Raw genomic sequence first — 20,361 nt, 5'->3', positions numbered from 1 at the left:
CCGAGACATCGCGCGAGCCCGAGAGGCTTCAAGCGTACGCGACGCCGCATGGCCGAAGACTTCCCGGAGCGCCTGTTGGCCGAGTCCGGGCCGCGTGCGATCACCGCCGCCGGAGGATGCCATGATCGCGGACCGCGAGCTCGCCTGGCGCGTCGAGGAAGCCTGTCTCAACGCCTGGCCGAGCCCGCGCCAGCTGCTGGTTCAGGGCTATCTTCTGCGCGCCGCCGGAGGGCCGTCGAAGCGGCAGAACTCCGTCAATCCCCTGCGCGGTAGCGGGCCGCCGGAGCCGGCCATCGCGGCCGCGCGCGCGATCTACGGCCGTCTCGGGCAGCGAGCGATCTTCCGGATCCCGGAGATCGCGCCGCAGATGGAACCGCTTCTTGCGGGATCCGGCTACGCGGTGGTCGATGAGACCTGCACGCTCTACCGCGACCTCGACGGCCTCTCGGCGGTTCCGGATCCGTCCGTCGCGGTCGCTTCGGAGCCCGGAGCCGAGTGGCTGGCCCTGCGCGACGCGGTGAACAGGGCCGATGCCGGCGCCGCGCAGGTGTTCCGCGACACGGTCGCGGCCCTGGTCCAGCCGCGCGCCTTCGCGGCGGCCGCAGCGGAGGCGGGTATCGCGGCGATCGCCTTCGGCGTGCTTGATCGCGAGCTTCTGGTCATCGAGTCGGTGGTCACGCCCGAGGCCCTGCGCGGCCGGGGCCACGCCAAGCGGGCGGTCACGGCGCTGTTGCGGTGGGCGCGGCAGGCGGGTGCACGGTCGGCCTGCCTGCAGGTGGTCGCCACCAACACGCCGGCGCGGGCGCTCTACGGCGGGCTCGGCTTCGGAACGGAACTCTACCGCTACCATTACCGCGTCGGGCCCGCCTGAGCCCGCGCGGCCCGCGTCAGGCGTCGAACAACGAACCCTGTCGCACCGGCGCGGCCGGCTTCGCGGGCGTCCGCCGCTCCGCGGCGCGAGAGGCTGACGGCGTCCGCGGGCCGACCCGACGCGCGGCCTTGCCGGCCGAGGATGAATCGGCTCCGTCGTCGGGAATCGCCTCGACGCTGCCGTCGGCGAATTGAAGGCGAAGTCTCTGTGCCGCCGCCGCATCCGCGGCATGCCGCACCGGGAGGCCGGCGGCGTCCCGCACGAGCACGTAGCCTCGTTCGAGCACGGCGCGGTAGCTGAGCGAGCCGAGCAATCCCGCCAAGCCCTCCAGCCGGTCGCGCCGGCGCTCGACACTGCGCGTCCCCGCCTGAATGAGGCGGTCCGAGAGGGCGAGCAGACGGTCGGCGCGGCGCGCCTGAAGCGCCCGGGCCCGTTCCAGGCTGGCGTCCCGGGCGACGACGAGGCGGCGGGCGAGCTGGACAAGCGCCTCGCCCTTGCGCTGCACGTCGTTGCGCAGTGCTTGGAGCGGCCGGTGGTCGATCCGCGCCAGCCGCGCGCGGGCGTTGGCGAGCGCCACATCGGGCGAGCGGCGGGCCATCCGGTCGAGGAGCAACTGAAGCCGCGCCCGGTGACGGCTTGCGCCCGCCGCCAGGGCCGGGGCGAGGCGGGCCTCGGCGAGATCGAGCCGCTGCCGTTTGGCGGCGAGCAGGGCGTCGGCGCTCGGCAGCGCCCGGCCGAGTGCCCGCAGGTCGACCCGATCGCGCTCGATCCGGCGGCCGACCGCCCCGACGCTCCGGGCGGAGAGATCCGCAACGGTGGCGATCAGGTCGGCGCGGACCGGCACGGCCATCTCGGCGGCGCCCGTGGGTGTCGGGGCGCGTCGATCGGAGACGTAATCGATCAGCGTCGTGTCGGTCTCGTGCCCGACCGCCGAGATCAGTGGGATCGCGCTCTCGAAGGCGGCGCGGACCACGCATTCCTCGTTGAAGGCCCAGAGATCCTCGATGGAGCCGCCGCCGCGGGCGACGATCAGCACGTCCGGGCGCGGGACCGGGCCGCCGGGCTTCAGCGCGTTGAAGCCGCGGATCGCGGCCGCGATCTCCTCGGCAGCCCCGTCGCCCTGGACCCGGACCGGCCAGACCAGGACGGGGCGGGGAAAGCGGTCCTCCAGCCGGTGGAGGATGTCGCGGATCACCGCGCCTGTCGGCGAAGTGACGACGCCGACGACCTGCGGCAGGTAGGGGATCGCGCGCTTGTGTTCCGGGGCGAACAGCCCCTCGGCGGCGAGTTGCTTCTTGCGCTCCTCCAGCAGCGCCATCCAGGCGCCGAGGCCCGCCGGCTCCAGGCTTTCGACCACGATCTGGTACGAGGACTTGCCCGCGAAGGTGGTGATGCGGCCGGTGGCGATGACCTCCAGCCCCTCCTGGGGACGCTGGCGGAGGCGCCCGAACACCCCCTTCCAGACGACCGCGTCGATGCGCGCCTGACCGTCCTTCAGGGAGAAATAGGCATGGCCCGATCCGTGCTGCCCGCGATAGCCCGAGATCTCGCCGCGCAGGCGCACATGGCCGAACGCGTCCTCCAGCGTCCGTTTGAGCGCGCCGGCGAGGTCGCCCACCGTCCATTCGGGCTGATTGGCATTGAGCACGCTGGTCGGCGGAATATCCGCCGCTTGGCTGGCTGCTGGACGCGGGGGCGGCACGAGGGGCATGGCCGGACGCTAGAGCATGACGCGGCCGCACGGAAGCGCCGGCCGGGGGCTTACTCCACCGCGAGTTCGCGCGGGCGATCCGAGAGCGCCACGGGCGGAACCAGGAGTGACAGGAGCAGGGTCAGCACGGCGACCGCGAAGACCGTCCAGAACGTGCCGTGGAGGGCGTGCTGGAGTCCGTCGCGGATCGCGTCGCCCCCGGGGCCGAGGCTTGCCGGGTCGTCGAGCAGGCGCCGCAGCTCGTCGGAATTGACCGTCGGTCCGCTCGCGGGATGCGCCAGCCGGTAATTCAGCACGGCGCCGAAGACGGTGGCCCCTAATGTCGAGCCGAGGTTGCGCGCGAAGATGTTCGAGGCCGTCGCCGCCCCGCGCTGCGCCCAGGCGACGCTGTCCTGGATGATCACGATGGCGGCGGTCGACAGGAACCCCATGCCGAGGCCCATCACCACCGAGCCGCAGGCCGCGACGACCGGTGAGCTCGAGGGACCCAGGGCCACGAACGCGGTCGCACCGAGCGGCAGCAGGGTCGCGCCGACCAGCAGGATCGGGCGCAGTCCGAAGCGCACGAAGCTGCGCGCCGCCGTGGTGGCGCCGATCGGCCAGCCGAGCACCATGAGAGTCAGCGTCAGGCCGGCGATCAGGGGCGATTGCCGCAATACACCCTGGACGTACATCGGCAGGAACGCCGTGAGCCCGATCACCGTCATGCCGGAGAGGAGGGTCGCGGTGTTGGCGGTGGCGATCGGCCGCTGCATCCACAGGCGGATATCGAGCATCGGATCGGGAGCCCGCCGCTCCTGAAGCACGAACAGGATCGCGGCAACCACGAAGCCCATAGCCGGCCACAGAGCCGCGGCGGCCGAGTCCCCCGCCGCGGTCAACGCGATCATCAGAGCCGCGATGGCGGCGGTGAACAAGGCAGCGCCCAGGGCGTCGATCTGGCGGCTGCGACGCTCGACGCCCTCATGCAGGAAGCGGAGGAACAGGCCGGCCGCGATCACGCCGATCGGCAGGTTGATCCAGAAGATCCACGGCCAGCTCAGATGGCCGATGATCAGGCCGCCGACCAGCGGTCCAGCCACCGAGGAGATGCCCCAGACGCTTGCGAGGTAGCCCTGGACGCGGCCGCGCTCCCGCGCCGAGTAGAGATCGCCGACCACCGTCAGACTCACCGGCTGGATCGCGCCTGCGCCGACGCCCTGGACGAGGCGGAACAGGATCAGGGACGGCATCGACCAGGCGAGGCCGCAGAGCAGGGACCCCATCAGGAAGACCGCGATGCCGAACAGCAGCACCGGCCGGCGGCCGTAGAGATCCGACAGCTTGCCGAACACCACCGTCGTGGCGGTCTGGGTCAGGAGGAACGAGGCGAAGACCCAGGCATAGAGGTGGAGGTCGCCGAGCTGGCCGGCAATCTGCGGCATGGCCGTCGACACGATAGTCGCCTCAATGGCGATCATGAACATCGCTGCCATCACCGCGGCGAGGACCAGCGGGCGGCGCGTCTCAGCGGGAATCGGCATGGACGCGGTCTAGTCCTGGCCGTGCCAGCGACCTAGCGTCGAACCACGCGCAATCCGTCGCCCCGCGCGAGTGTCGTGCGGGAACGCACATGAACGGCGTCAGGCCTCCCGCGGCGTCTTTCCGGGGCGCCAAAGGCGAGCCTGGAATCCCGAACCGCAAACTGCGCCAGCACTCGGCACCTCGGCGGGTCTGGATCCCGGGCTCCGCCGCGCGGCCCCGGGATGACGGGGTGGCGGCTGAGCCGACAGCGCAGCGGCGTCCAATGAGCGACCTGCCGGCGTCGACCGGCGGACCCGAGAACGGCATTTCCTGCCTGCCGCTACGCCTCGGTATCGGCGTCGAGATCGCGCCCGCGGGTTTCCGGCAGCAGCAGCGCGGCGACCGTCCCGACGAGGCTGAAGGCCGCGAGGTAGTAGGCGGGCGCGAGCCGGTCTCCGGTCGCGGCGATCAGCCAGTTCACGAGATAGTTGGTGCTGCCGCCGAACACCGAGACCGCCACCGCGTAGACGATCGACAGGCCGGCGCTGCGCACCGCCCGCGGCAGCGCCTCGGGGATGCCGACGATCACGGCCGCGGCGTTGATCGAGGACAGGGCCGAGAGCAGGAACGTCACCGCGTAGACACTTGCCGCGCTCGGAGCGTGCAGCACCCAGGCGAAGGCCGGGACGGCGAGAACCAGGATCAGCGCCCGCGGCCAGATCATCACCGGCCGTCGCCCGACACGATCTGCGAGCCAGCCGCCGAGCAACGGGAACACCACCGAGGCGAGGCCCAGCGCGATCGGCACCGCGGTGGACGCCGTCTCGCTCAGGCCCAGCGTCGCGCCGGCATAGACCGGCATGTTGGTGCCGACGGCATTCGAGACCGTGGAGGCCGATATGACCAGGAAGGTGAGGCCGAGAAGCCGACCGTGCTCGCGCAGGAGCCGCCGGACCACGGCGAGCGTCGAGGCGGCCGCGTGCGGATCCTCCGCGGCGCCAGCCGTCTCCGGAAGATGGCTGCGGATCACGAGGCCCACCGGGACCACGCACAGGCCGAGCGCGAACATCAGCCGCCAGCCCCATTCCGCCATGGCGCGGTCCCCGACCGTCAGCGCCAGCGTGGTCGCCACGAGACCGGCGAACAAGGCGGCGCAGCCCTGGCTGGCGATCTGCCAGCTCGTTACGAAACCGCGCCGCTCCGGGGGCGCCGCCTCCAGCAGGTAGGCCGTCGACGGGCCGACCTCGCCGCCGAGCGCGAGGCCCTGAACGAGCCGGCCGGCGATAACGATGACCTGCGCCCAGCCGCCGATCGTCGCGTAGGACGGGCAGACCGCCAGCATCAGCATGCCGACCGCCATCAGCGCGATGGTGATCAGCATCGCGGGCTTGCGACCGGCGCGGTCCGCGAAGGCGCCGATCAGCGCGCCCCCGATCGGCCGCATGACGTAGCCGATGCCAAATAAGGCCAGCGAGGCGAGCAGGCTGTGGGTCGGGTCGTTGGCCGGGAAGAATGCCTCACCAATCGCCTTGGCAAAGAAGGCGTAGACGGTGAAGTCGTAGAATTCGAGGGCGTTGCCGAGCACCACGGCGCCCACCGCCTTGCGGTTCAGGGCCGGGTGCCTGGGTGCGCCGACGCTCGTTCCGGTCCGCGCATCCATCAGCGCACCAGACCGGACGGCGTGTGGACCGGATCCTTGGCGATCCCACCGGTGACGGGCTCGACGCCGGCCGTCAGGGCTTCATTGTAGCCGGCGAGCCAAAGTTTGCGCGCCTCCGTCCCCTCGGCGTAGGGGCAGGCCTCGCGGGCGAGGCCCTTCAGGGGCGCGGCGCGGCCGAGCGCATGTGCGTCGAGATCGTTGGGGGGCGTATCCATCCTGTCACGGATCCTCGTCCATAGCGTCCGCCGCGATGTAGGGCGCGGTTGCCGGACCGCCGCTGTCAGTGAACCGTGGGATCCTCCGGCGGAGGCGGCGTGACCGCCTCGCTGAACGGAAATTCCAGGACCACCTCGCCCGCGGCATCGGTCACGACCAGGCAGGCGGTCATCAGCCGAGACTGCTCCTGGGGGGAGCGAAGGGCGGCGCGGATCGTGGCACGGGCCCTCTCCCAGGCCTCGTCCGGATCGCGCAGCTCGATCCCGGTGGGATCGGTGATCACGTCCTCGCCGATCTGGGTGTGGAAGAAATAGCGTGGCATAGGCTTCGTCACCGGCTCAGAAGCGCGCCTCGACGGGTGCGGACCTCCCAGGTGGTGATCGAAGCCGCCCGGAACAGCACCCGCTTTGACGGGCGCGTCCCTGAACGGCAGCTCAGCCGTTGGCGGCCTTCGGCTCCGGCGTGGAGGGAACGGGCCGGAGCGTCCGAACCTGCGCCGAGGTGGCGCCCGAGCGGTGATGCTTCTCCATGGTCATGAGCGGTCTCAGCTCGGGCTCGGCGAAGTCCATCAGCTTGGCGTTGCGCCAGCGCGGCTTGCCGGCGCCGCGCCCGAACCAGCGCGGTCGCTCTTCCTCGACGAGGAGGATGAGGCGGCCGGTCCAGGTTCTCCGAAACCAGAAGCGTCCGGTCAGGCTCATAGTCCGGTTCCCAGCACACGATATGCGGAGCGATCGGGTCGATCCCCGCCGTAATCGAGCACCTCGATACCGGATTTCAATGACGAGATAGCGGTGAAGTCTACGGCTTAGCGGGTCGGCCACCACTATCCACAGGGAGGTGTCACACGCCCATGCGCCGCCTGCTCAGCGCGTCAGATGGCGCAATGTCAGCGCCAGCACGACGAGCCAAACGATGCCCGTCACGCCGTAGACGAAGCCGCGCAGCAGCGTCGCTTCCAGCGCCGGATGCGTCGCATTCTGAGCCGAGTTCCGGTCCGCGCATCGCGCCAGCGCGGCCTGCGGTGCGGCTCGGCCGTGGCCGCGCGCGGTGACGGCGCGACGAGCAGACGCGTCAGGCTTTCTGGGAGCGGTGTCTGGTTCGTCGGCACGGCAGCGGCGAACTTACAGGGCCTGGGCTCCCGTCGACAAGCACCCGGACCACGCGGTCGCGATCGCGGCCTCGCCCGGCATCTCGAAGCTTCCAAGTGCCGCAGGGAGCCAATGCCGAAGCTTCCGTGTTGAGGCAGACGGCGGCCGGACGCGGGCGCCGATCCAGCGCCCGGTGCGCAGCTTCAGGAGACTAGGCCGTTGCACCGTGCGTGGGGATTCATTTAGAGCTGTTCCAGGCAGGCAAGCTCTGCCTTCAGCGCTGCCGCGCCGGCGGCCAACAGGAGGAAATCCATGCGTTCACTCGTTCTCGGCGCCGTCCTTGCCGCCCTGATCCCGCTGTCAGTTCAGGCCCAGGAGGCCGGCGACGCGGCCGCCGGCGAGAAGGCATTCGCCCCGTGCAAGGCGTGCCACAACTTTCAGAAGAACGGCGTGGGTCCGGACCTGAAGGGCGTCGTCGGCCGCAAGGCGGGCACCTACGAGGGCTACAGCTACTCCGCCGCGCTGAAGAATTCCGGCATCACCTGGGACGAGGCCAATCTTCACGAGTGGCTGAAGAACCCGAAGGCGAAGGTGCCGGGCACCAAGATGATCTTCCAGGGCTACCCGGACGACAAGAAGATCAACGACGTGATCGCCTACCTCAAGACGCAGTCCTGAGGTCGGACCGGCCGCGTGCCGAAACCCCGGGGCCGGCCTCAGGCCGCCCCGGGGCCCGTCAGGATCGGCTAGTCCGGAATAAGCCCGGACTGAAGGCCCAGCCTGAGGGTGACGAGATCGTGCAGCAGGTTCTGGCGGCCCTTCGTGTCGAGTCCGGTCCGGCCGCCCGCCTCGTCGGGGATGCAGGCGAGGACATCACGCAGCGTCTCGCCGGCCGGGGTCAGGAAGATGCTGACCTGCCGCTCGTCGACACGGTCCCGGGCACGCCGGACACGACCTGACGCTTCGAGACGCTTGAGCAACGGCGTCAGCGTCCCCGAGTCGAGGAACAGACGGTTGCCGATCTCCTTCACCGACAGGCCGTCCTGCTCCCACAGCACGAGCAGCACGAGATATTGCGGGTAGGTCAGCTCGTGCCGGCCGAGGAGCGTGCGATAGGCGCGGCCGAAGGCGTGCGCGGCAGCGTAGACCGCGAAGCACAGCTGGTTGTCGAGGCGCTGCCGGTCCTGCTGCGATGGCTCGTCGGTCGTCGCATGCCCCGCCGGGTTCGGCTCAGCGCCGCTCTGCGAAGCAGTCGGGCCTGACATCGGAATGATCTCTCTCTGGTAAAGTCGGTCTCACATACCGGTATGGCGAAACGCCACTCTTAGGCAGTTCGCTAAACCTGTACAATTGGTGCGGACGACAGAGCCCCACGACATTCGCCGCGGAGTTGCGTTCAGCCGTCCATCAACGGGTGCAGATCGCGTACCATCGCCTTCAGGCGCTCATCGAGGACGTGCGTGTAGATCTGCGTCGTGGAGATGTCGGCGTGGCCGAGCAATTCCTGGACGATGCGCAGATCGGCGCCATTCTGCAGCAGATGGCTGGCGAAGGCATGGCGCAGCACGTGCGGGCTGACGCGATCGGGCCGCAGCCCAGCCGCCACCGCCGCCGCCTTGAGATCCCGGGCGAAGGCCTGCCGGGTCAGATGGCCGCTGTCGCTGTCGGCGGGAAACAGCCAGGCGGATTCCTCCGGCACGGCCGCAAGGTGGGCCGCCATGGCGGCACGGGCCGCCTCCGTGAGGGGCACGAGGCGCTCCCGGCCGCCCTTTCCCTTGATGAAGAGATAGCGCTCACGGCTGACCCCCGCGGCCCGGGGCAGGGCGACAAGTTCGGAGACGCGCAGGCCCGTCGCGTAGAGGAGTTCGAGCAGGCCGAGCATCCGCCGCGCCCGGCGGGCCGGGCCCGGCGCCTGCTCGGCCGCGACCGCCTCCTGCGCGGTGGCGAGCAGGCGGTCGACCTCCGCGACGGACAGGATCTTGGGCAGCACGCGGCCCCGGCGCGGCCCCGAGACCGCGACGCTGGGATCGGCGCGAGCGTCTCCCTCGGCGTAGAGGAACTTGTGGAAACCGCGCACGCAGGACAGGCGCCGGGCCGCCGAGGACGCCTTCAGCCCACGGCTTTCGAGATCGATCAGGAAGGCCCTGAGCGTGCCGGCATCCACATCGGCCAGCGCGATGCCGGCGCGGCCGAGATAGCCGAGATAATCGTTGAGGTCGCGCCGGTAGGCCACCAGGGTGTTGCCGCTGGCGCCGCGCTCCGCCGCCAGCATATCGAGATAATCGACAGCCTCGGGGCAGGGCATCCGGACGGCGCCCACACCGGCGTCGGCCTCGCTCAACGGTTGCCCGGCTGAAGCTTCGAGGCCGGGATCGTGACGGTCATCTCCCGCGGGGTCGGCTGGACGAAGTTCGCCAGCGTGAACATCGCCGCGAAGACCAGGCCCGCCAGGATCGCGAGGGTGGCAAAGAAACGAAGCAGGGTCGGCACGTCGGTCGAACCTCGGGCGGACGGGCGCGGTCGGCGGGGGTCGGGGCAAGCGGAGGCCTGCTCCGAGTTGCCGCGGGTGCCCGGTTTCCATCACGCGAACAAGGCGCTGACAAGGCCCACAACGACACAGCGATGCGTTTCGCAGGGCGCATGAATCGCGCTAAGAGCCTGACACAGGATGATAGCCCGTCCCGTGCCACGCGCCCGGGACCGTCGGGGAGGCGGGGACGCCACACGGATGCGGTGCAGCTTTCGATGATCGCGGAGGACGAGGCTGGTGAACCGATCGAGGCGCGTCTGCGCCGCGCACTGGGCGTGCGCTCGATCGTGCTCGTCGGCCTGATGGGCGCGGGCAAGAGCACCGTCGGCCGACGCCTCGCCAGCCGCCTGGGCCTGATCTTCAAGGATGCCGATCACGAGATCGAGGCGGCCGCCGGCCTGACGATCCCCGATATCTTTGCGATCTACGGCGAACCGAGCTTCCGCGACGGCGAGGAGCGTGTGATCTCGCGGCTGCTGCGGGCCGGCCCGCTGGTGCTGGCCACCGGCGGGGGCGCCTATCTGCGCGAGGCCACGCGTGCGCGCATCGCCGAATCCGCCGTGTCGGTCTGGCTGAAGGCCGATCTCGACGTGCTGATGCGTCGGGTGCGCAAGCGCGGGAACCGGCCGCTGCTCCAGACCGAGGATCCCGAGGGGACGATGCGCGACCTGATGGCGGTTCGCCACCCGGTCTATGCCGCGGCCGACGTGATGGTGATCTCCCGGGAAGTGTCCCACGACCGCGTCGTCCAGGACGTCCTGGAGGCGCTCGACGCGCATCTCAACGGCGAACGCACAGTCCATGTCGCCGCCCAGTAGATTTGAGCGAGCCCGCCTGTGACCGAGTCTTCCACCCTTCCGGACCCGCTGACGGTCCACGTGCCGCTCGACGGCGGCCGCGCCTACGACATCCGGATCGGGCGCGGCCTGATCGGCAGCGCCGGCCAGCAGGTGGCCGCACTCGGGGGGCGCCGCGCAGCCATCGTCACGGATGAGAACGTCGGCGCGCTCTATGCCGAACGCCTGACCGCGAGCCTGGAGCGGGCCGGCCTGCAGGCGGGCGTCGTGACGGTTGCGCCCGGCGAGGGGTCGAAATCCTACGCGGGCTACGCGCAGGTCTGCGATGGCCTGCTGGCCCTGAAGGTCGAGCGCGGCGACCTCGTCGTGGCCCTGGGCGGCGGCGTGGTCGGAGACCTCGCCGGTTTCGCGGCCGCGACCTTGCGGCGGGGCGTGCGCTTCGTGCAGGTGCCCACGAGCCTGCTCGCCCAGGTCGATTCCTCCGTCGGCGGCAAGACCGGCATCAACGCGCCGCTCGGCAAGAACCTGATCGGCGCCTTCCATCAGCCCCGCCTGGTTCTGGCGGATACCGCAACCCTCGACACATTGTCCGAGCGCGAGATGCGCGCCGGCTACGCCGAGGTCGCCAAATACGGGCTAATCGCCGATTCCGGCTTCTTCGACTGGTGCGAGGCCAACTGGCGCGGGATCTTCGCAGGCGGGCCGGAGCGCGAGGCGGCGGTGGCGGCCTGCTGCCGCGCCAAGGCCGCGGTGGTGACCCGGGACGAGCGAGAGGACGGCGAGCGGGCGCTCCTGAACCTCGGCCACACCTTCGGTCATGCCCTCGAACGCCTGACCGGCTACGACCCGGCGCGGCTGGTTCACGGAGAGGGCGTGGCGATCGGGCTGGCGCTGGCCTTCCGGTTCTCGGCGCGGCTCGGCCTCTGCGCCGGGCAGGATGCGGGGCGCGTGGCCAACCATCTCGCGCTCGCGGGCCTGCCGACCCGTCTTCAGGCCGTCCCCGGCGGGTGCGGCGATGCCGAGACGATCCTCGACGCGATGGCTCAGGACAAGAAGGTCCGCGACGGCGCGCTGACCTTCATCCTCGCGCGCGGCATCGGACAGAGCTTCATCGCACCAGGGGTGGACCGGGCGGAGGTTGCGGCGTTCCTGCGCAACGAGCTCGGTGCCGAGCCTCGCGCCTGACGCTGATCGCGACGTGACCGGCCTTGCCTAACGCGGGTCGGCCCGGTATGAGCCTGCCTCAGCCGGCGCGGCCAGATCCGCGCCGTTTACGGCCCTGGTCGGGCCTGGGCCGCAATAGCTCAGCTGGTAGAGCACCTCATTCGTAATGAGGGGGTCGGGGGTTCGAATCCCTCTTGCGGCACCACTTTTCCGCTCCGCTCCCGCGCGCCGAGAACCGCGCCGCCTACGAGGCCGTTTGGTCCAGCCTGCTGGCAGCGAATGTGAGCGTCGCGGTATAGACTTCCCGGCCCATCTCGTCGCGAACCAGCACGGAGACGGCCTGATTGTCACTGTCGACAGGCGTGATCCAGCCGGCGACATCCGGCAGGCTGGCAAGCACCTTCTCCCGAGCGGCTTCGAAATCCGCGCACTCGGTGCCCTCCTCGTCGGGGAGAAGTTCACCATCGTGGATGTCGAAATAGAAGCGAGGCATTGCGAACGCCCCTGTTGCGTTATTGAACCGCGATCCGTCGACGGCGAATCACATTTTACACATCCTGGCGAAACAAGTAAGTGACAGACAGGTGCGGTCGTTCGACGTCCGACGTGCTGGAAGGCGCATGAGCATGTCGAGCAGGCGCGGGAATCCAGCGGAGCCTGCGCGGTGTACCGCCGCCCGACGCATCCTGGTCTTCTGTGGCCCTCACGCCAATGCCAGCATGGCCACGATGATCGCCACGCCGACGGCCAGCCAGGCGGCGTAGTCGCCGATCAAACCGCTGTGCAGGGCTTCCAGAGCGCGCGTCGGCGCCGATTGCGTCGCGCCGACCGATCGGACCACGAACGCCGGCAGCCTGTCACGAAGGAGGCCGTAGGCCGCGCCTGCCAACGCCGCCAGCACGGACATCCAGGGCAGCCAGCCTGGACCCTCGGCGACGGTGTCGACGGCAGGGCGGTGCATGAAGGCCGACGCCGCCCGGGGCAGGGCATGCTCGATCAGATGCGCCGGCAGACCGACATCGAGGACGAGCAGGGCGCAGCAGGGTGCCAGCATCAGCCAGAGGGGGCGGTTTGCCTTCTCGCGCTCGTCCTCGCTCGGAGCCCCGGCCTCGTCGCCGGAATCCGGGCCGAGCCCGAGGAAGATGCGGCCCGCCGCCCGCAGGACCGCGGCGCCCGTCAGCGCCGCGCCGATGGCGCCGGCTGCCAGAGCGATCCCGTGGCCCTGCTGCGCCAGCGCCCCCTGAACGCCGCGCGTTCCCTGGTCGAGCACCCCGATCGGCAGGCCGCAGAGCAGCAGCCCGGCAATCGCCATGGCGATCCCGGCCGGCCCGATGCCCAGCCCGAGGCCGCGGAGGGCAATCTCGTCGATGCTCGCCCGCGTGGCCAGTAGGATGCCGGCAACCATGAACAGGGCGCCCTTCACCAGCCCATGACCGACCACGTAGACGAGCATCCCGCCGGTTCCATCCGCCGAGAGGGCGCCGATGCCGGTGAGCATGATCCCGGCATGGGAAATCGTCGAGAAGGCCAGCATCCGCTTGAGGTGGCGCTGCAGCAGCGCCATCCAGCCGCCGAGCAGAGCGGTGAAGCTGCCCAGCGCGGTCAGGAGCACCGGCAGTCCGTGCTGGACCTGATCGGAGCCCGCGAACACGACGGCACTGACCTTCGCGAGGCCGAACAGCCCGAGCGACACCATCGATCCGGAGAAGATCACCGAGACCGGGCTCGGCGCCACCGCGTGGGCGTCGGCGAGCCAGAACTGGAACGGCACGATCGCGCCCTTGATCATCAAGGCCGCCGCAACGAGGCAGAAGGCCCCGGCCACCACCGGATCACGGCCGCCCCGCGCCACCGCAGCCGCGATCCCCTCGAAGTCGAGGGTGCCGGTCTGCGCGTAGATCAATCCGATCCCGCCGAGCATCAGGAAGCCCGCGAGACTGTTGATCACCGTGAAGTTGATGGCACCCGAGAGAGCAGACTCCTCCAGATGGTAGGCCGTGAGGGCGAAGGCGGCGACGCTCATCACCTCGAACCACACGAACAGGTTGAACATGTCGCGGGTGAAGCAGAACCCGACCATGGCGGCCAGGAACAGCAGCATCAGGATCTGGAAGTGTCCGTGGGTCCGGCCGAAGAAGCCCCAGGCGAACACGAAGGTCAGCGCGTAGAGCAGGCCGATGAAGGCCGCGACCCAGCCGCTGGCCTCGTCCACCGAGAAGCCGATCCCGAGGTGGACACCGTCGCGCGGCTCCCAGCCGCCGAACCAGTAGACCAGGGGCCCATCGGCGGCGTGCGCGGCGATGAAGGCGGACAGGATCGCGACGCCGAGCGCCGCGAGGGTCGCCAGGATGTCGGGGACCCGGCCCGGCAGCAGATGGGCGGTTGCCAGCATCGCGGCACAGACCACGAGCGGGATCGCAACCGGCAGCGGAAGAAGGACGGCGGGAAAGGCAGTCACGGCGCCGTCCGCTCCTCGTCCTTGCCCCGGCTCGATCCCTGGCCACGCCCGGATTTGCTGCCCGCGCGCATCGGCCGGAGCTTTTCCGGATCGAGGCTGCCGCCGCGTTTGTAGGCCTGGATCGTCAGCACGAGGAGCAGCGCCGTCAGGGTTGCGCCGACCACGATGTCGGTGAGCACCAGCGCCTGCATCACCGGGTCGACGGCGGGCGTGCCCGGCGGGTGGTCGTAGAAGATCGGCGCGATGCTGCCCCAGCGATAGCCGAGACCGAGCAGGAGCACGTAGGTCGCCGATTGGCAGACGCCGAGGCAGCCCACGAGGTGGATGAAGTTGCGGCTGGTGGCGATGCCGTAGAGGCCTATTCCGAACAGCCACGCGGCGACCGCATAGGGCAGCATGCTCACGCCGATTCCTCTCCCGGCTCGTCGGGCTCGTCCGCCTCGCGGGTCTCCTCCATGAATTCGAGGAAGAGCTGGGTGAAGCCGCCCGCCACCGCCATCGCGACGCCGAGGTTCTCCACCAGCATCAGGCCGCCGGAGAACGGGTCGCGGAAGGTGCCGAGCGGCAGGACGTTCTGCATGAAGGCGGCGCCCGTGAGCATCGGCGCCAGCCCGCACAGGGCGAAAAGCAGCGCGCCGCCGCCTTCCAGCGCGTCGAGCCAGGGGCTGCGCACGGCGTCGCGCCAGCCGACATAGCCCTCGCCGAGGTAGATCAGCAGGGTTCCGGAGGCGAGGATCACGCCGCCCTGGAAGCCGCCTCCGGGCGTAACGGTGGCGTGCAGCACCACGTAGAGGCCGAACAGGGCGGTGAGCGGTCCGGCAATCCGGCAGGCGAGCACCACGGCTTCGGAGCGCGGGATCACCGCCCGACCGGGCCGGCGCATGGCGCGGCCGGTCTTGCCCTCACCGCGTCGTCCGCGCAGCAGGATCACTGTCCCGGTGATGGCGGCGAGCAGCATGAACTCCTCGCCAAGGGTATCGAGGCCGCGCAGGTCGAAGTTGATCGCGCTCACCATGTTGGCGACGTGCCGCGCCTCCGGGGTGATCGCATTGATGCGTTCCCCGTACCGGGCAATCGTCGCGCCGAAGGGCGGCAGCCCTGCGATGACCGAGGCGGCGCCGGGCAGCAGGATCAGGGCCGCCAATGCCAGCAGCGCGACACGCGCGCGCGGGCTCATGACTTTTCCTCAGGGGGCTGCGTGCGCACGGCCATCAGCGCCACGAGGAAGAGCAGCGGCACCGCCGCCGAGCCGACCGCCAGCTCCGACAGGGCGACGTCGGGCGCCTGGAGGGCGTCGAACAGAATCGTCAGAACGAGGCCGTTGACCGCGATGGCGAAGATCTGCCGGGTGGGATCGCGGACCAGGACGACCGCGGTGCCGGACGCGGCGGTCAGCAGGAACAGCAGCGGCAGGATCACCGTCATGCCGAACGCCCCTCGCGCATCAGCAGGGCCCGGCCGGACACGTGCGACAGCACCGCGGCCCAGGCGAGAAACACCACCATCATCACCAGGATCTTCAGCGAGCGTCCGGAGATGCCGTCGGCCAGGAAGGCCGCCGCCGTGACGAGGCCCGAGGCGGCGACGTTGAGGAAACTGAGCGCGTGCAGCCGGTCGAGGGCTCGGGGCAGGCGCCACAGGGCAAGCGCCGCGAGCCACGTCACCGCCACCGCGAGGGCCAGCAGCACCCCGATCGCGACGTTCATATCCAGCGCTCCAGGAAGACCGCGAACAGCATCGAGCCCGGCAGGTTGAGCAGGACCAGCGTGAGGGCGAGATCGGTGATCGAGGCTTGATCGGTGGCGAAAGCCATGAGCGTCAGGATCAGCACCGTGACGCTGCCGGCGAGCTGATAGGCGGCGAAGCGCTGGCCGGGCCGCCCGCGCCACGCCAGCGCCGCCGCGAGGATGAGCGGCGGCAGCAGCGCCAGGATGGCGGCCGTCCAGAGGTTCATCGGCCGTCGTTCTCCAGGGCGTGCATCGCCACCGTGCCGTGCTCGCGGTCGAGGGTGAGCACGTAGCTGTCCGGCGCGAGCGAGGCGGCCAGCAGCCCGACGGCCCGGGTGGCCGGAGCCGTGTCTCCCTCCGGCGTGGCCCAGGACACCTCGGACGCGCTGCGCTCGCGCGTCGCTCCGCCACCAGCGCGCCCCAGCACGGCTTTGAGCAGGTGGATCCCGACCTTGGCGGTCTGGCGCGGCACGTCGCGGATGGCCGGACCGAGCGGCCGGAGCGAGGATCCGCCGAGAGGGAAGCGGATGCCGCCGCGCCGCCCGACGCCCCACCACCAGAGCGTCGCCAGGCTGGCACAGCCGAGGGCGGCCATGCCCTCGTTGACGCTCACCGACCCGGCGAAGACCATGTAGGTGAGGGCCAGCGCGATCCAGATCGCGACGCCGTCACGCGTCGACCGTCTCCTGATCCCGCTGATCGGTCCTGCCCGCATCGATCCTGACCGGAAGGCGTCGTGGGAGCGTGGCCATACGCCCGATCCGACCGAAACGTGGCACGGAGCGGAGCCGTTCCCGGAACCCGAGGACACGCCTTCGTGTAAGCACAGCGCGGCGGGCGGCGGTTCCGCGGGCGAGGGCGCATCATGAAGGCCGAGATCCTCAGCATCCGCTTCGTCCACGAGGGCTGGAGCCGTTTCGGCCTCGCGCAGGTGCGCCTCGCCGACGGCGCCGTGGTCGAGCGGGAGATCGAGGATCACGGCAACGCGGTCGGGATCCTGCCCTACGACCCCGAGCGGAAGGTCGCGACGCTCGTGCGCGAGCTGCGGGTGCCGCCCCTGTTCGCGGCCGGCGAGCAGGTCCAGCTGGAGGCCCCGGCCGGCCTGATCGACGACGGCAGCCCGGAGGAGAACGCCCGCCGGGAGGCGCTCGAGGAGGTCGGCCTGCGCCTGCACGGTCTGGAATTCATCGGCGCCACCTATTCCTGTGCGAGCCTCACCACCGAGAAGATCCACCTCTTCCTCGCGCCTTACGGCCGGGCGGACCGGGCGGAGGCGGGCGGCGGTGCCGCGGGCGAGCACGAGAACATCCGGGTCGTCGAGATGCCGCTCGCCGCGCTGGCCGCCCTGGCCGACCGGGCCGAGATCACCGACCTGAAGACACTCACCCTGGTCCTGGCACTGCGCGCGCGCCATCCGGAGCTGTTCCGCGCGTGAGAATCCGCTATCGCGTACTCGCTCGGGGGTTGCTGACAGCCGGGGTGCTGGCCGGGGTTGCGTGGATCGCCTTCCACCTGCGCTGACCGCCCGCGGCGCTTACGTTCCAGGGATCGATGGCATGAGCGAAGACGCCGGACACGCCGAGCCACACGGGCTCGACCGCGGCCTGACCAATTACGGCGACCGTGACTTCGCCCGCTATCTGCGCCGCTCCTTCGCCCGCTCGATGGGCATCTCGGTCGGCCTGCTGAACAAGCCGGTGGTCGGCATCGCCATGACGCCGTCGGGCTTCAACAACTGCCACCGGGGCATGCCCGAGCTGGTCGAAGCGGTCTCGCGCGGCGTGCTGGCCGCCGGCGCCCTGCCGCGGCCGTTCCCGACCGTGTCGCTCGGCGAGGTTTTCCTCAACCCGACCAGCATGATGTATCGCAACCTGATGGCCATGGACACGGAGGAGATGATCCAGGCCCAGCCGATGGATGCGGTCGTGCTGATCGGTGGCTGCGACAAGACCGTGCCGGCCCAGCTCATGGGTGCGGCCTCCGCCGACCTCCCGGCGATCCAGCTCGTCACCGGTCCGATGTCCACCGGGCGCCATCGGGGGCAGAGGCTCGGCGCCTGCACGGATTGCCGTGGCTTCTGGGCGAAGTACCGGGCCGGCACCGTCGATGCCGAGGAGATCGCCGAGGTCGAGGGGCGGCTCTCGGTCACGGCCGGCACCTGCGCGGTGATGGGCACGGCCTCCACCATGGCGTGCATCGCGGAGGCGCTCGGCATGTCGCTGCCGGGCACGGCCGCGATCCCGGCGGTGCATTCCGACCGCTTGGTCGCCGCCGAGGAGACCGGACGAGCCGCGGTGCGCCTGATCCAGTCGAAGATCGCGCCGTCGCAGGTCATCACCGAGAAGTCGGTCGAGAACGCCATCCGGGTTCTGATGGCGGTTTCGGGTTCAACCAACGCGATCGTCCACCTCACGGCGGTGGCGGGGCGGCTGGGAATCCGGATCCCCTACGCGCGCTTCAACCAGATCTCCGACGAGACGCCGGTGCTGGTCGATCTGAAGCCTGTCGGCGAGGGCTACATGGAGGATTTCCATGCCGCCGGGGGTATGGGCGCGCTGCTGCGCGAGCTGCGACCGCTCCTGCATCTCGACACCGTGGACGTGGAGGGCCGTACCCTCGCGGAGCGGCTGGACGAGCCGGTCGGCTGGGTCGATCGCGCGGTGATCCGCGCCTTCGACAACCCGGTCTCACCTGTCGGGGGGCTGGTCGCGCTCACCGGCAACCTCGCCCCCGAGGGTGCGATCTTCAAGCGCGCGGCGGCGACCCCGGAGCTGTTCGAATCCGAGGGCCGGGCGGTGGTGTTCACCGGCCTGGAGGACCTGAGCCGGCGGATCGACGATCCCGACCTCGACGTCGCGGCGGGCGACGTGCTGGTTCTGCAGAATGCCGGGCCACACGCCGCCGGGATGCCGGAAGCCGGCTATCTGCCAATTCCCAAGAAGCTGGCCCGGGCCGGCGTGAAGGACATGGTGCGCATCTCCGACGCGCGGATGTCCGGCACGGCCTTCGGGTCGATCGTGCTGCACATCGCCCCCGAATCCGCCGTCGGCGGGCCGCTGGCCGCGGTGCGCGACGGCGACCGGATCCGACTGTCGATCCGCGACAAGCGGATCGATCTGCTCGTCGAGCCCGACGAGATCGCCCGGCGCCTCGCCGACCATCAGCCGCCGCCGGCCCCGACCCGGGGCTACAAGGCCCTGTACCGGCGCACCGTCACACAGGCGCCGGAGGGCTGCGATTTCGACTTCCTGATGGGGGAGGGCGGTCAGGGCTGATCGGCACGCTTGATCGCCGGCGAGTCCGGGCCCATCGTCCGGCCCAGACTCGGGAGGTCACCGGATGACGCGCGCCTGCATCGTGGGCTGGGCCCACACTCCGTTCGGCAAGCTCGAGGAGCCGGATGTCGAAGGCCTGATCGCCCGCGTCTCGGGGGAGGCGCTGGCCCATGCCGGCGTCGAGGAAGCCCAGGTCGACGGCATCTACGTGGGCTCGATGAACACCGGCTTCTCGAAGCAGGGCTTCGAGGGTTCGCTGGTGGCGGTGAACCGGCCGGGTCTCGCGCACGCGCCGGCGACCCACCTGGAGAACGCCTGCGCCACCGGCTCGGCGGCGCTCTACGCTGCCCTCGACTTCGTCGACAGCGGCCGGGGCCGGATCGCTCTGGTGATCGGCGCCGAGAAGATGACGGCCAAGACCGTGGCCGAGACCGGCGACATTCTGCTGGGCGCCTCATACCGGAAGGAGGAGGCCGAGATCGAGGGCGGCTTCGCCGGCGTGTTCGGGCGGATCGCGGCGGGCTACTTCCAGCGCTACGGCGACCGCAGCGAGGAGTTGGCCCGGATCGCCGCGAAGAACCATCGCAACGGCGTCGGCAATCCCTACGCGCAGCTGCGCAAGGATCTCGGCTTCGAGTTCTGCAACCGGGTCTCGGACAAGAACCCCTACGTGGCGGCGCCCCTGCGGCGCACCGACTGCTCGCTGATCTCGGACGGGGCTGCGGCTCTGGTGGTGGCCGATACCGAGACCGCGGAGGGGCTGGAGCGGGCGATCGGCTTTCGCGCCCGGGCCCATGTCAACGACATCCTGCCGCTCTCCCGCCGGGACCCGACGGAGTTCAAGGCAGCGCGCATGGCCTGGGAGAAGGCGCGGGTGCAAGCTGGCATCGGCAACGACGATCTGTCCTTCGTGGAGACCCACGACTGTTTCACCATCGCCGAGCTGATCGAGTACGAGGCGATGGGGCTGGCCGCGCCGGGCGAAGGTTTTCGCGTGGTCCGCGAGGGGCTGGCCGAGAAGGGCGGCCGGCTGCCGATCAACCCGTCCGGCGGACTCAAGGCCAAAGGCCACCCCGTGGGGGCCACCGGCGTGTCGATGCACGTGATGGGCTGCCTGCAGCTCGTGGGCGAGGCCGGCGAGATGCAGGTGCCCGGCGCGGAACTCGCCGGAATCTTCAACATGGGCGGCGCCGCGGTGGCCAACTACGTGTCGATCCTGGAGCGTCGGCGCTGAGACGCTCCCCGGGTGCGACCACTCTCCGCCGGCCGTGGCCGTCCTTGCGCGCGGAGCGAAGCAATCCAGCGGCGCCCCCACCCATCGCGGTCGCGCAGCCCTGGGTCGCTTCGCTGCGCTCGCGATG

The 20,361-nt window shown here is 70.5% G+C and carries 24 protein-coding genes and 1 tRNA gene; 8 read left to right on the top strand and 17 right to left on the bottom strand.

Features of this window, described 5'->3' with window-relative positions; translation table 11 throughout:
• Nucleotides 1-121: 121 nt before the first annotated feature.
• Nucleotides 122-871: a GNAT family N-acetyltransferase gene (locus JOE48_RS04580; protein ID WP_245252708.1), complete on the top strand. Its 750-nt coding sequence runs from the start codon at nt 122-124 to the stop codon at nt 869-871.
• Nucleotides 872-887: 16 nt separating this feature from the next.
• On the opposite strand, the gene xseA is transcribed toward JOE48_RS04580, so the two are convergent.
• From xseA to JOE48_RS04550, 6 genes are all read right to left on the bottom strand, one after another.
• Nucleotides 888-2,582, bottom strand: coding sequence for an exodeoxyribonuclease VII large subunit (gene xseA / locus JOE48_RS04575; RefSeq protein ID WP_210028258.1), 1,695 nt, complete (start codon nt 2,580-2,582; stop codon nt 888-890).
• A 50-nt stretch (nt 2,583-2,632) separates the two neighbouring features.
• The gene (locus JOE48_RS04570) at nt 2,633-4,105 is read right to left on the bottom strand and encodes an MDR family MFS transporter (RefSeq protein WP_210028250.1); all 1,473 of its coding nucleotides are present in this window, start codon (nt 4,103-4,105) and stop codon (nt 2,633-2,635) included.
• Between the two features lie 320 nt (nt 4,106-4,425).
• Nucleotides 4,426-5,745: an MFS transporter gene (locus tag JOE48_RS04565; RefSeq protein WP_210028248.1), complete on the bottom strand. Its 1,320-nt coding sequence runs from the start codon at nt 5,743-5,745 to the stop codon at nt 4,426-4,428.
• The gene (locus JOE48_RS04560) at nt 5,745-5,960 is read right to left on the bottom strand and encodes an Rmf/CrpP family protein (protein ID WP_210028246.1); all 216 of its coding nucleotides are present in this window, start codon (nt 5,958-5,960) and stop codon (nt 5,745-5,747) included. The genes JOE48_RS04565 and JOE48_RS04560 overlap by 1 nt, the downstream gene beginning before the upstream one ends.
• Before the next feature lie 65 nt (nt 5,961-6,025).
• A complete protein-coding gene (locus JOE48_RS04555; RefSeq protein WP_210028238.1) occupies nt 6,026-6,283 on the bottom strand; it encodes a DUF6894 family protein in 258 nt (85 codons plus the stop codon).
• Between the two features lie 112 nt (nt 6,284-6,395).
• Complete coding sequence (locus tag JOE48_RS04550) at nt 6,396-6,659, bottom strand: hypothetical protein (protein ID WP_210028236.1); 264 nt, start codon at nt 6,657-6,659, stop codon at nt 6,396-6,398.
• A 702-nt stretch (nt 6,660-7,361) separates the two neighbouring features.
• On the opposite strand from JOE48_RS04550, the gene JOE48_RS04545 reads away from it, so the two are divergent.
• Complete coding sequence (locus JOE48_RS04545; RefSeq protein WP_210028234.1) at nt 7,362-7,727, top strand: cytochrome c family protein; 366 nt, start codon at nt 7,362-7,364, stop codon at nt 7,725-7,727.
• Nucleotides 7,728-7,795: 68 nt separating this feature from the next.
• Here the strand turns inward: JOE48_RS04545 and JOE48_RS04540 are convergent, their stop codons facing one another.
• From JOE48_RS04540 to JOE48_RS04530, 3 genes are all read right to left on the bottom strand, one after another.
• Complete coding sequence (locus tag JOE48_RS04540; protein WP_210028227.1) at nt 7,796-8,314, bottom strand: MarR family winged helix-turn-helix transcriptional regulator; 519 nt, start codon at nt 8,312-8,314, stop codon at nt 7,796-7,798.
• Between the two features lie 131 nt (nt 8,315-8,445).
• Nucleotides 8,446-9,354 (bottom strand): site-specific tyrosine recombinase XerD, encoded by a 909-nt coding sequence (locus JOE48_RS04535; RefSeq protein ID WP_245253092.1) that lies wholly within the window; start codon nt 9,352-9,354, stop codon nt 8,446-8,448.
• A gap of 32 nt (nt 9,355-9,386) precedes the next feature.
• Nucleotides 9,387-9,539 (bottom strand): histidine kinase, encoded by a 153-nt coding sequence (locus JOE48_RS04530; protein ID WP_192708576.1) that lies wholly within the window; start codon nt 9,537-9,539, stop codon nt 9,387-9,389.
• A 255-nt stretch (nt 9,540-9,794) separates the two neighbouring features.
• On the opposite strand from JOE48_RS04530, the gene JOE48_RS30110 reads away from it, so the two are divergent.
• The 3 genes from JOE48_RS30110 (at nt 9,795) to JOE48_RS04520 (ending at nt 11,745) form a co-directional block, all read left to right on the top strand.
• Nucleotides 9,795-10,397 carry a shikimate kinase gene (locus JOE48_RS30110; protein WP_245253091.1) on the top strand — a complete coding sequence of 201 codons (603 nt, stop codon included), beginning with the start codon at nt 9,795-9,797 and terminating at the stop codon, nt 10,395-10,397.
• Between the two features lie 18 nt (nt 10,398-10,415).
• Nucleotides 10,416-11,561, top strand: coding sequence for a 3-dehydroquinate synthase (gene aroB, locus JOE48_RS30105; RefSeq protein ID WP_312893070.1), 1,146 nt, complete (start codon nt 10,416-10,418; stop codon nt 11,559-11,561).
• 108 nt (nt 11,562-11,669) lie between these two features.
• Nucleotides 11,670-11,745, top strand: a tRNA-Thr gene (locus tag JOE48_RS04520).
• A gap of 39 nt (nt 11,746-11,784) precedes the next feature.
• Here JOE48_RS04520 and JOE48_RS04515 read toward each other — a convergent pair.
• From JOE48_RS04515 to JOE48_RS04480, 8 genes are all read right to left on the bottom strand, one after another.
• On the bottom strand, nt 11,785-12,033 hold the full coding sequence (locus JOE48_RS04515; RefSeq protein ID WP_210028225.1) for a DUF6894 family protein: 249 nt from the start codon (nt 12,031-12,033) through the stop codon (nt 11,785-11,787).
• 210 nt (nt 12,034-12,243) lie between these two features.
• Nucleotides 12,244-13,998: a complex I subunit 5 family protein gene (locus JOE48_RS04510; RefSeq protein WP_210028223.1), complete on the bottom strand. Its 1,755-nt coding sequence runs from the start codon at nt 13,996-13,998 to the stop codon at nt 12,244-12,246.
• Complete coding sequence (locus tag JOE48_RS04505) at nt 13,995-14,396, bottom strand: sodium:proton antiporter (RefSeq protein WP_210035561.1); 402 nt, start codon at nt 14,394-14,396, stop codon at nt 13,995-13,997. The genes JOE48_RS04510 and JOE48_RS04505 overlap by 4 nt, the downstream gene beginning before the upstream one ends.
• 2 nt (nt 14,397-14,398) lie before the next feature.
• The gene (locus tag JOE48_RS04500) at nt 14,399-15,175 is read right to left on the bottom strand and encodes an MnhB domain-containing protein (protein WP_210028221.1); all 777 of its coding nucleotides are present in this window, start codon (nt 15,173-15,175) and stop codon (nt 14,399-14,401) included.
• Complete coding sequence (locus tag JOE48_RS04495) at nt 15,172-15,423, bottom strand: DUF4040 domain-containing protein (protein ID WP_210028211.1); 252 nt, start codon at nt 15,421-15,423, stop codon at nt 15,172-15,174. The genes JOE48_RS04500 and JOE48_RS04495 overlap by 4 nt, the downstream gene beginning before the upstream one ends.
• Entirely contained in the window at nt 15,420-15,704 is a 285-nt protein-coding gene (locus JOE48_RS04490) for a monovalent cation/H(+) antiporter subunit G (RefSeq protein WP_210028209.1), read from the bottom strand. Before JOE48_RS04490 ends, JOE48_RS04495 begins: the two co-directional genes overlap by 4 nt.
• Nucleotides 15,701-15,952, bottom strand: coding sequence for a monovalent cation/H+ antiporter complex subunit F (locus tag JOE48_RS04485; protein ID WP_210028207.1), 252 nt, complete (start codon nt 15,950-15,952; stop codon nt 15,701-15,703). The genes JOE48_RS04490 and JOE48_RS04485 overlap by 4 nt, the downstream gene beginning before the upstream one ends.
• On the bottom strand, nt 15,949-16,440 hold the full coding sequence (locus JOE48_RS04480) for a hypothetical protein (RefSeq protein WP_210028206.1): 492 nt from the start codon (nt 16,438-16,440) through the stop codon (nt 15,949-15,951). Before JOE48_RS04480 ends, JOE48_RS04485 begins: the two co-directional genes overlap by 4 nt.
• A 150-nt stretch (nt 16,441-16,590) precedes the next feature.
• Here JOE48_RS04480 and JOE48_RS04475 point away from each other — a divergent pair, with 150 nt between their 5' ends.
• The 3 genes from JOE48_RS04475 (at nt 16,591) to JOE48_RS04465 (ending at nt 20,234) form a co-directional block, all read left to right on the top strand.
• Nucleotides 16,591-17,160 (top strand): NUDIX domain-containing protein, encoded by a 570-nt coding sequence (locus JOE48_RS04475; protein ID WP_210028197.1) that lies wholly within the window; start codon nt 16,591-16,593, stop codon nt 17,158-17,160.
• Nucleotides 17,161-17,281: 121 nt separating this feature from the next.
• The gene (locus JOE48_RS04470; RefSeq protein ID WP_210028195.1) at nt 17,282-19,000 is read left to right on the top strand and encodes an IlvD/Edd family dehydratase; all 1,719 of its coding nucleotides are present in this window, start codon (nt 17,282-17,284) and stop codon (nt 18,998-19,000) included.
• Nucleotides 19,001-19,064: 64 nt separating this feature from the next.
• Nucleotides 19,065-20,234 carry an acetyl-CoA acetyltransferase gene (locus tag JOE48_RS04465; protein WP_210028187.1) on the top strand — a complete coding sequence of 390 codons (1,170 nt, stop codon included), beginning with the start codon at nt 19,065-19,067 and terminating at the stop codon, nt 20,232-20,234.
• The last annotated feature ends 127 nt before the right edge of the window (nt 20,235-20,361 follow it).

The sequence above is a fragment of the Methylobacterium sp. PvR107 genome, from assembly GCF_017833295.1.
Taxonomy (GTDB): domain Bacteria; phylum Pseudomonadota; class Alphaproteobacteria; order Rhizobiales; family Beijerinckiaceae; genus Methylobacterium.
The sequence above is the reverse complement of the archived record's forward strand: the minus strand, read 5'-3'. Positions and strand labels throughout refer to the sequence as shown.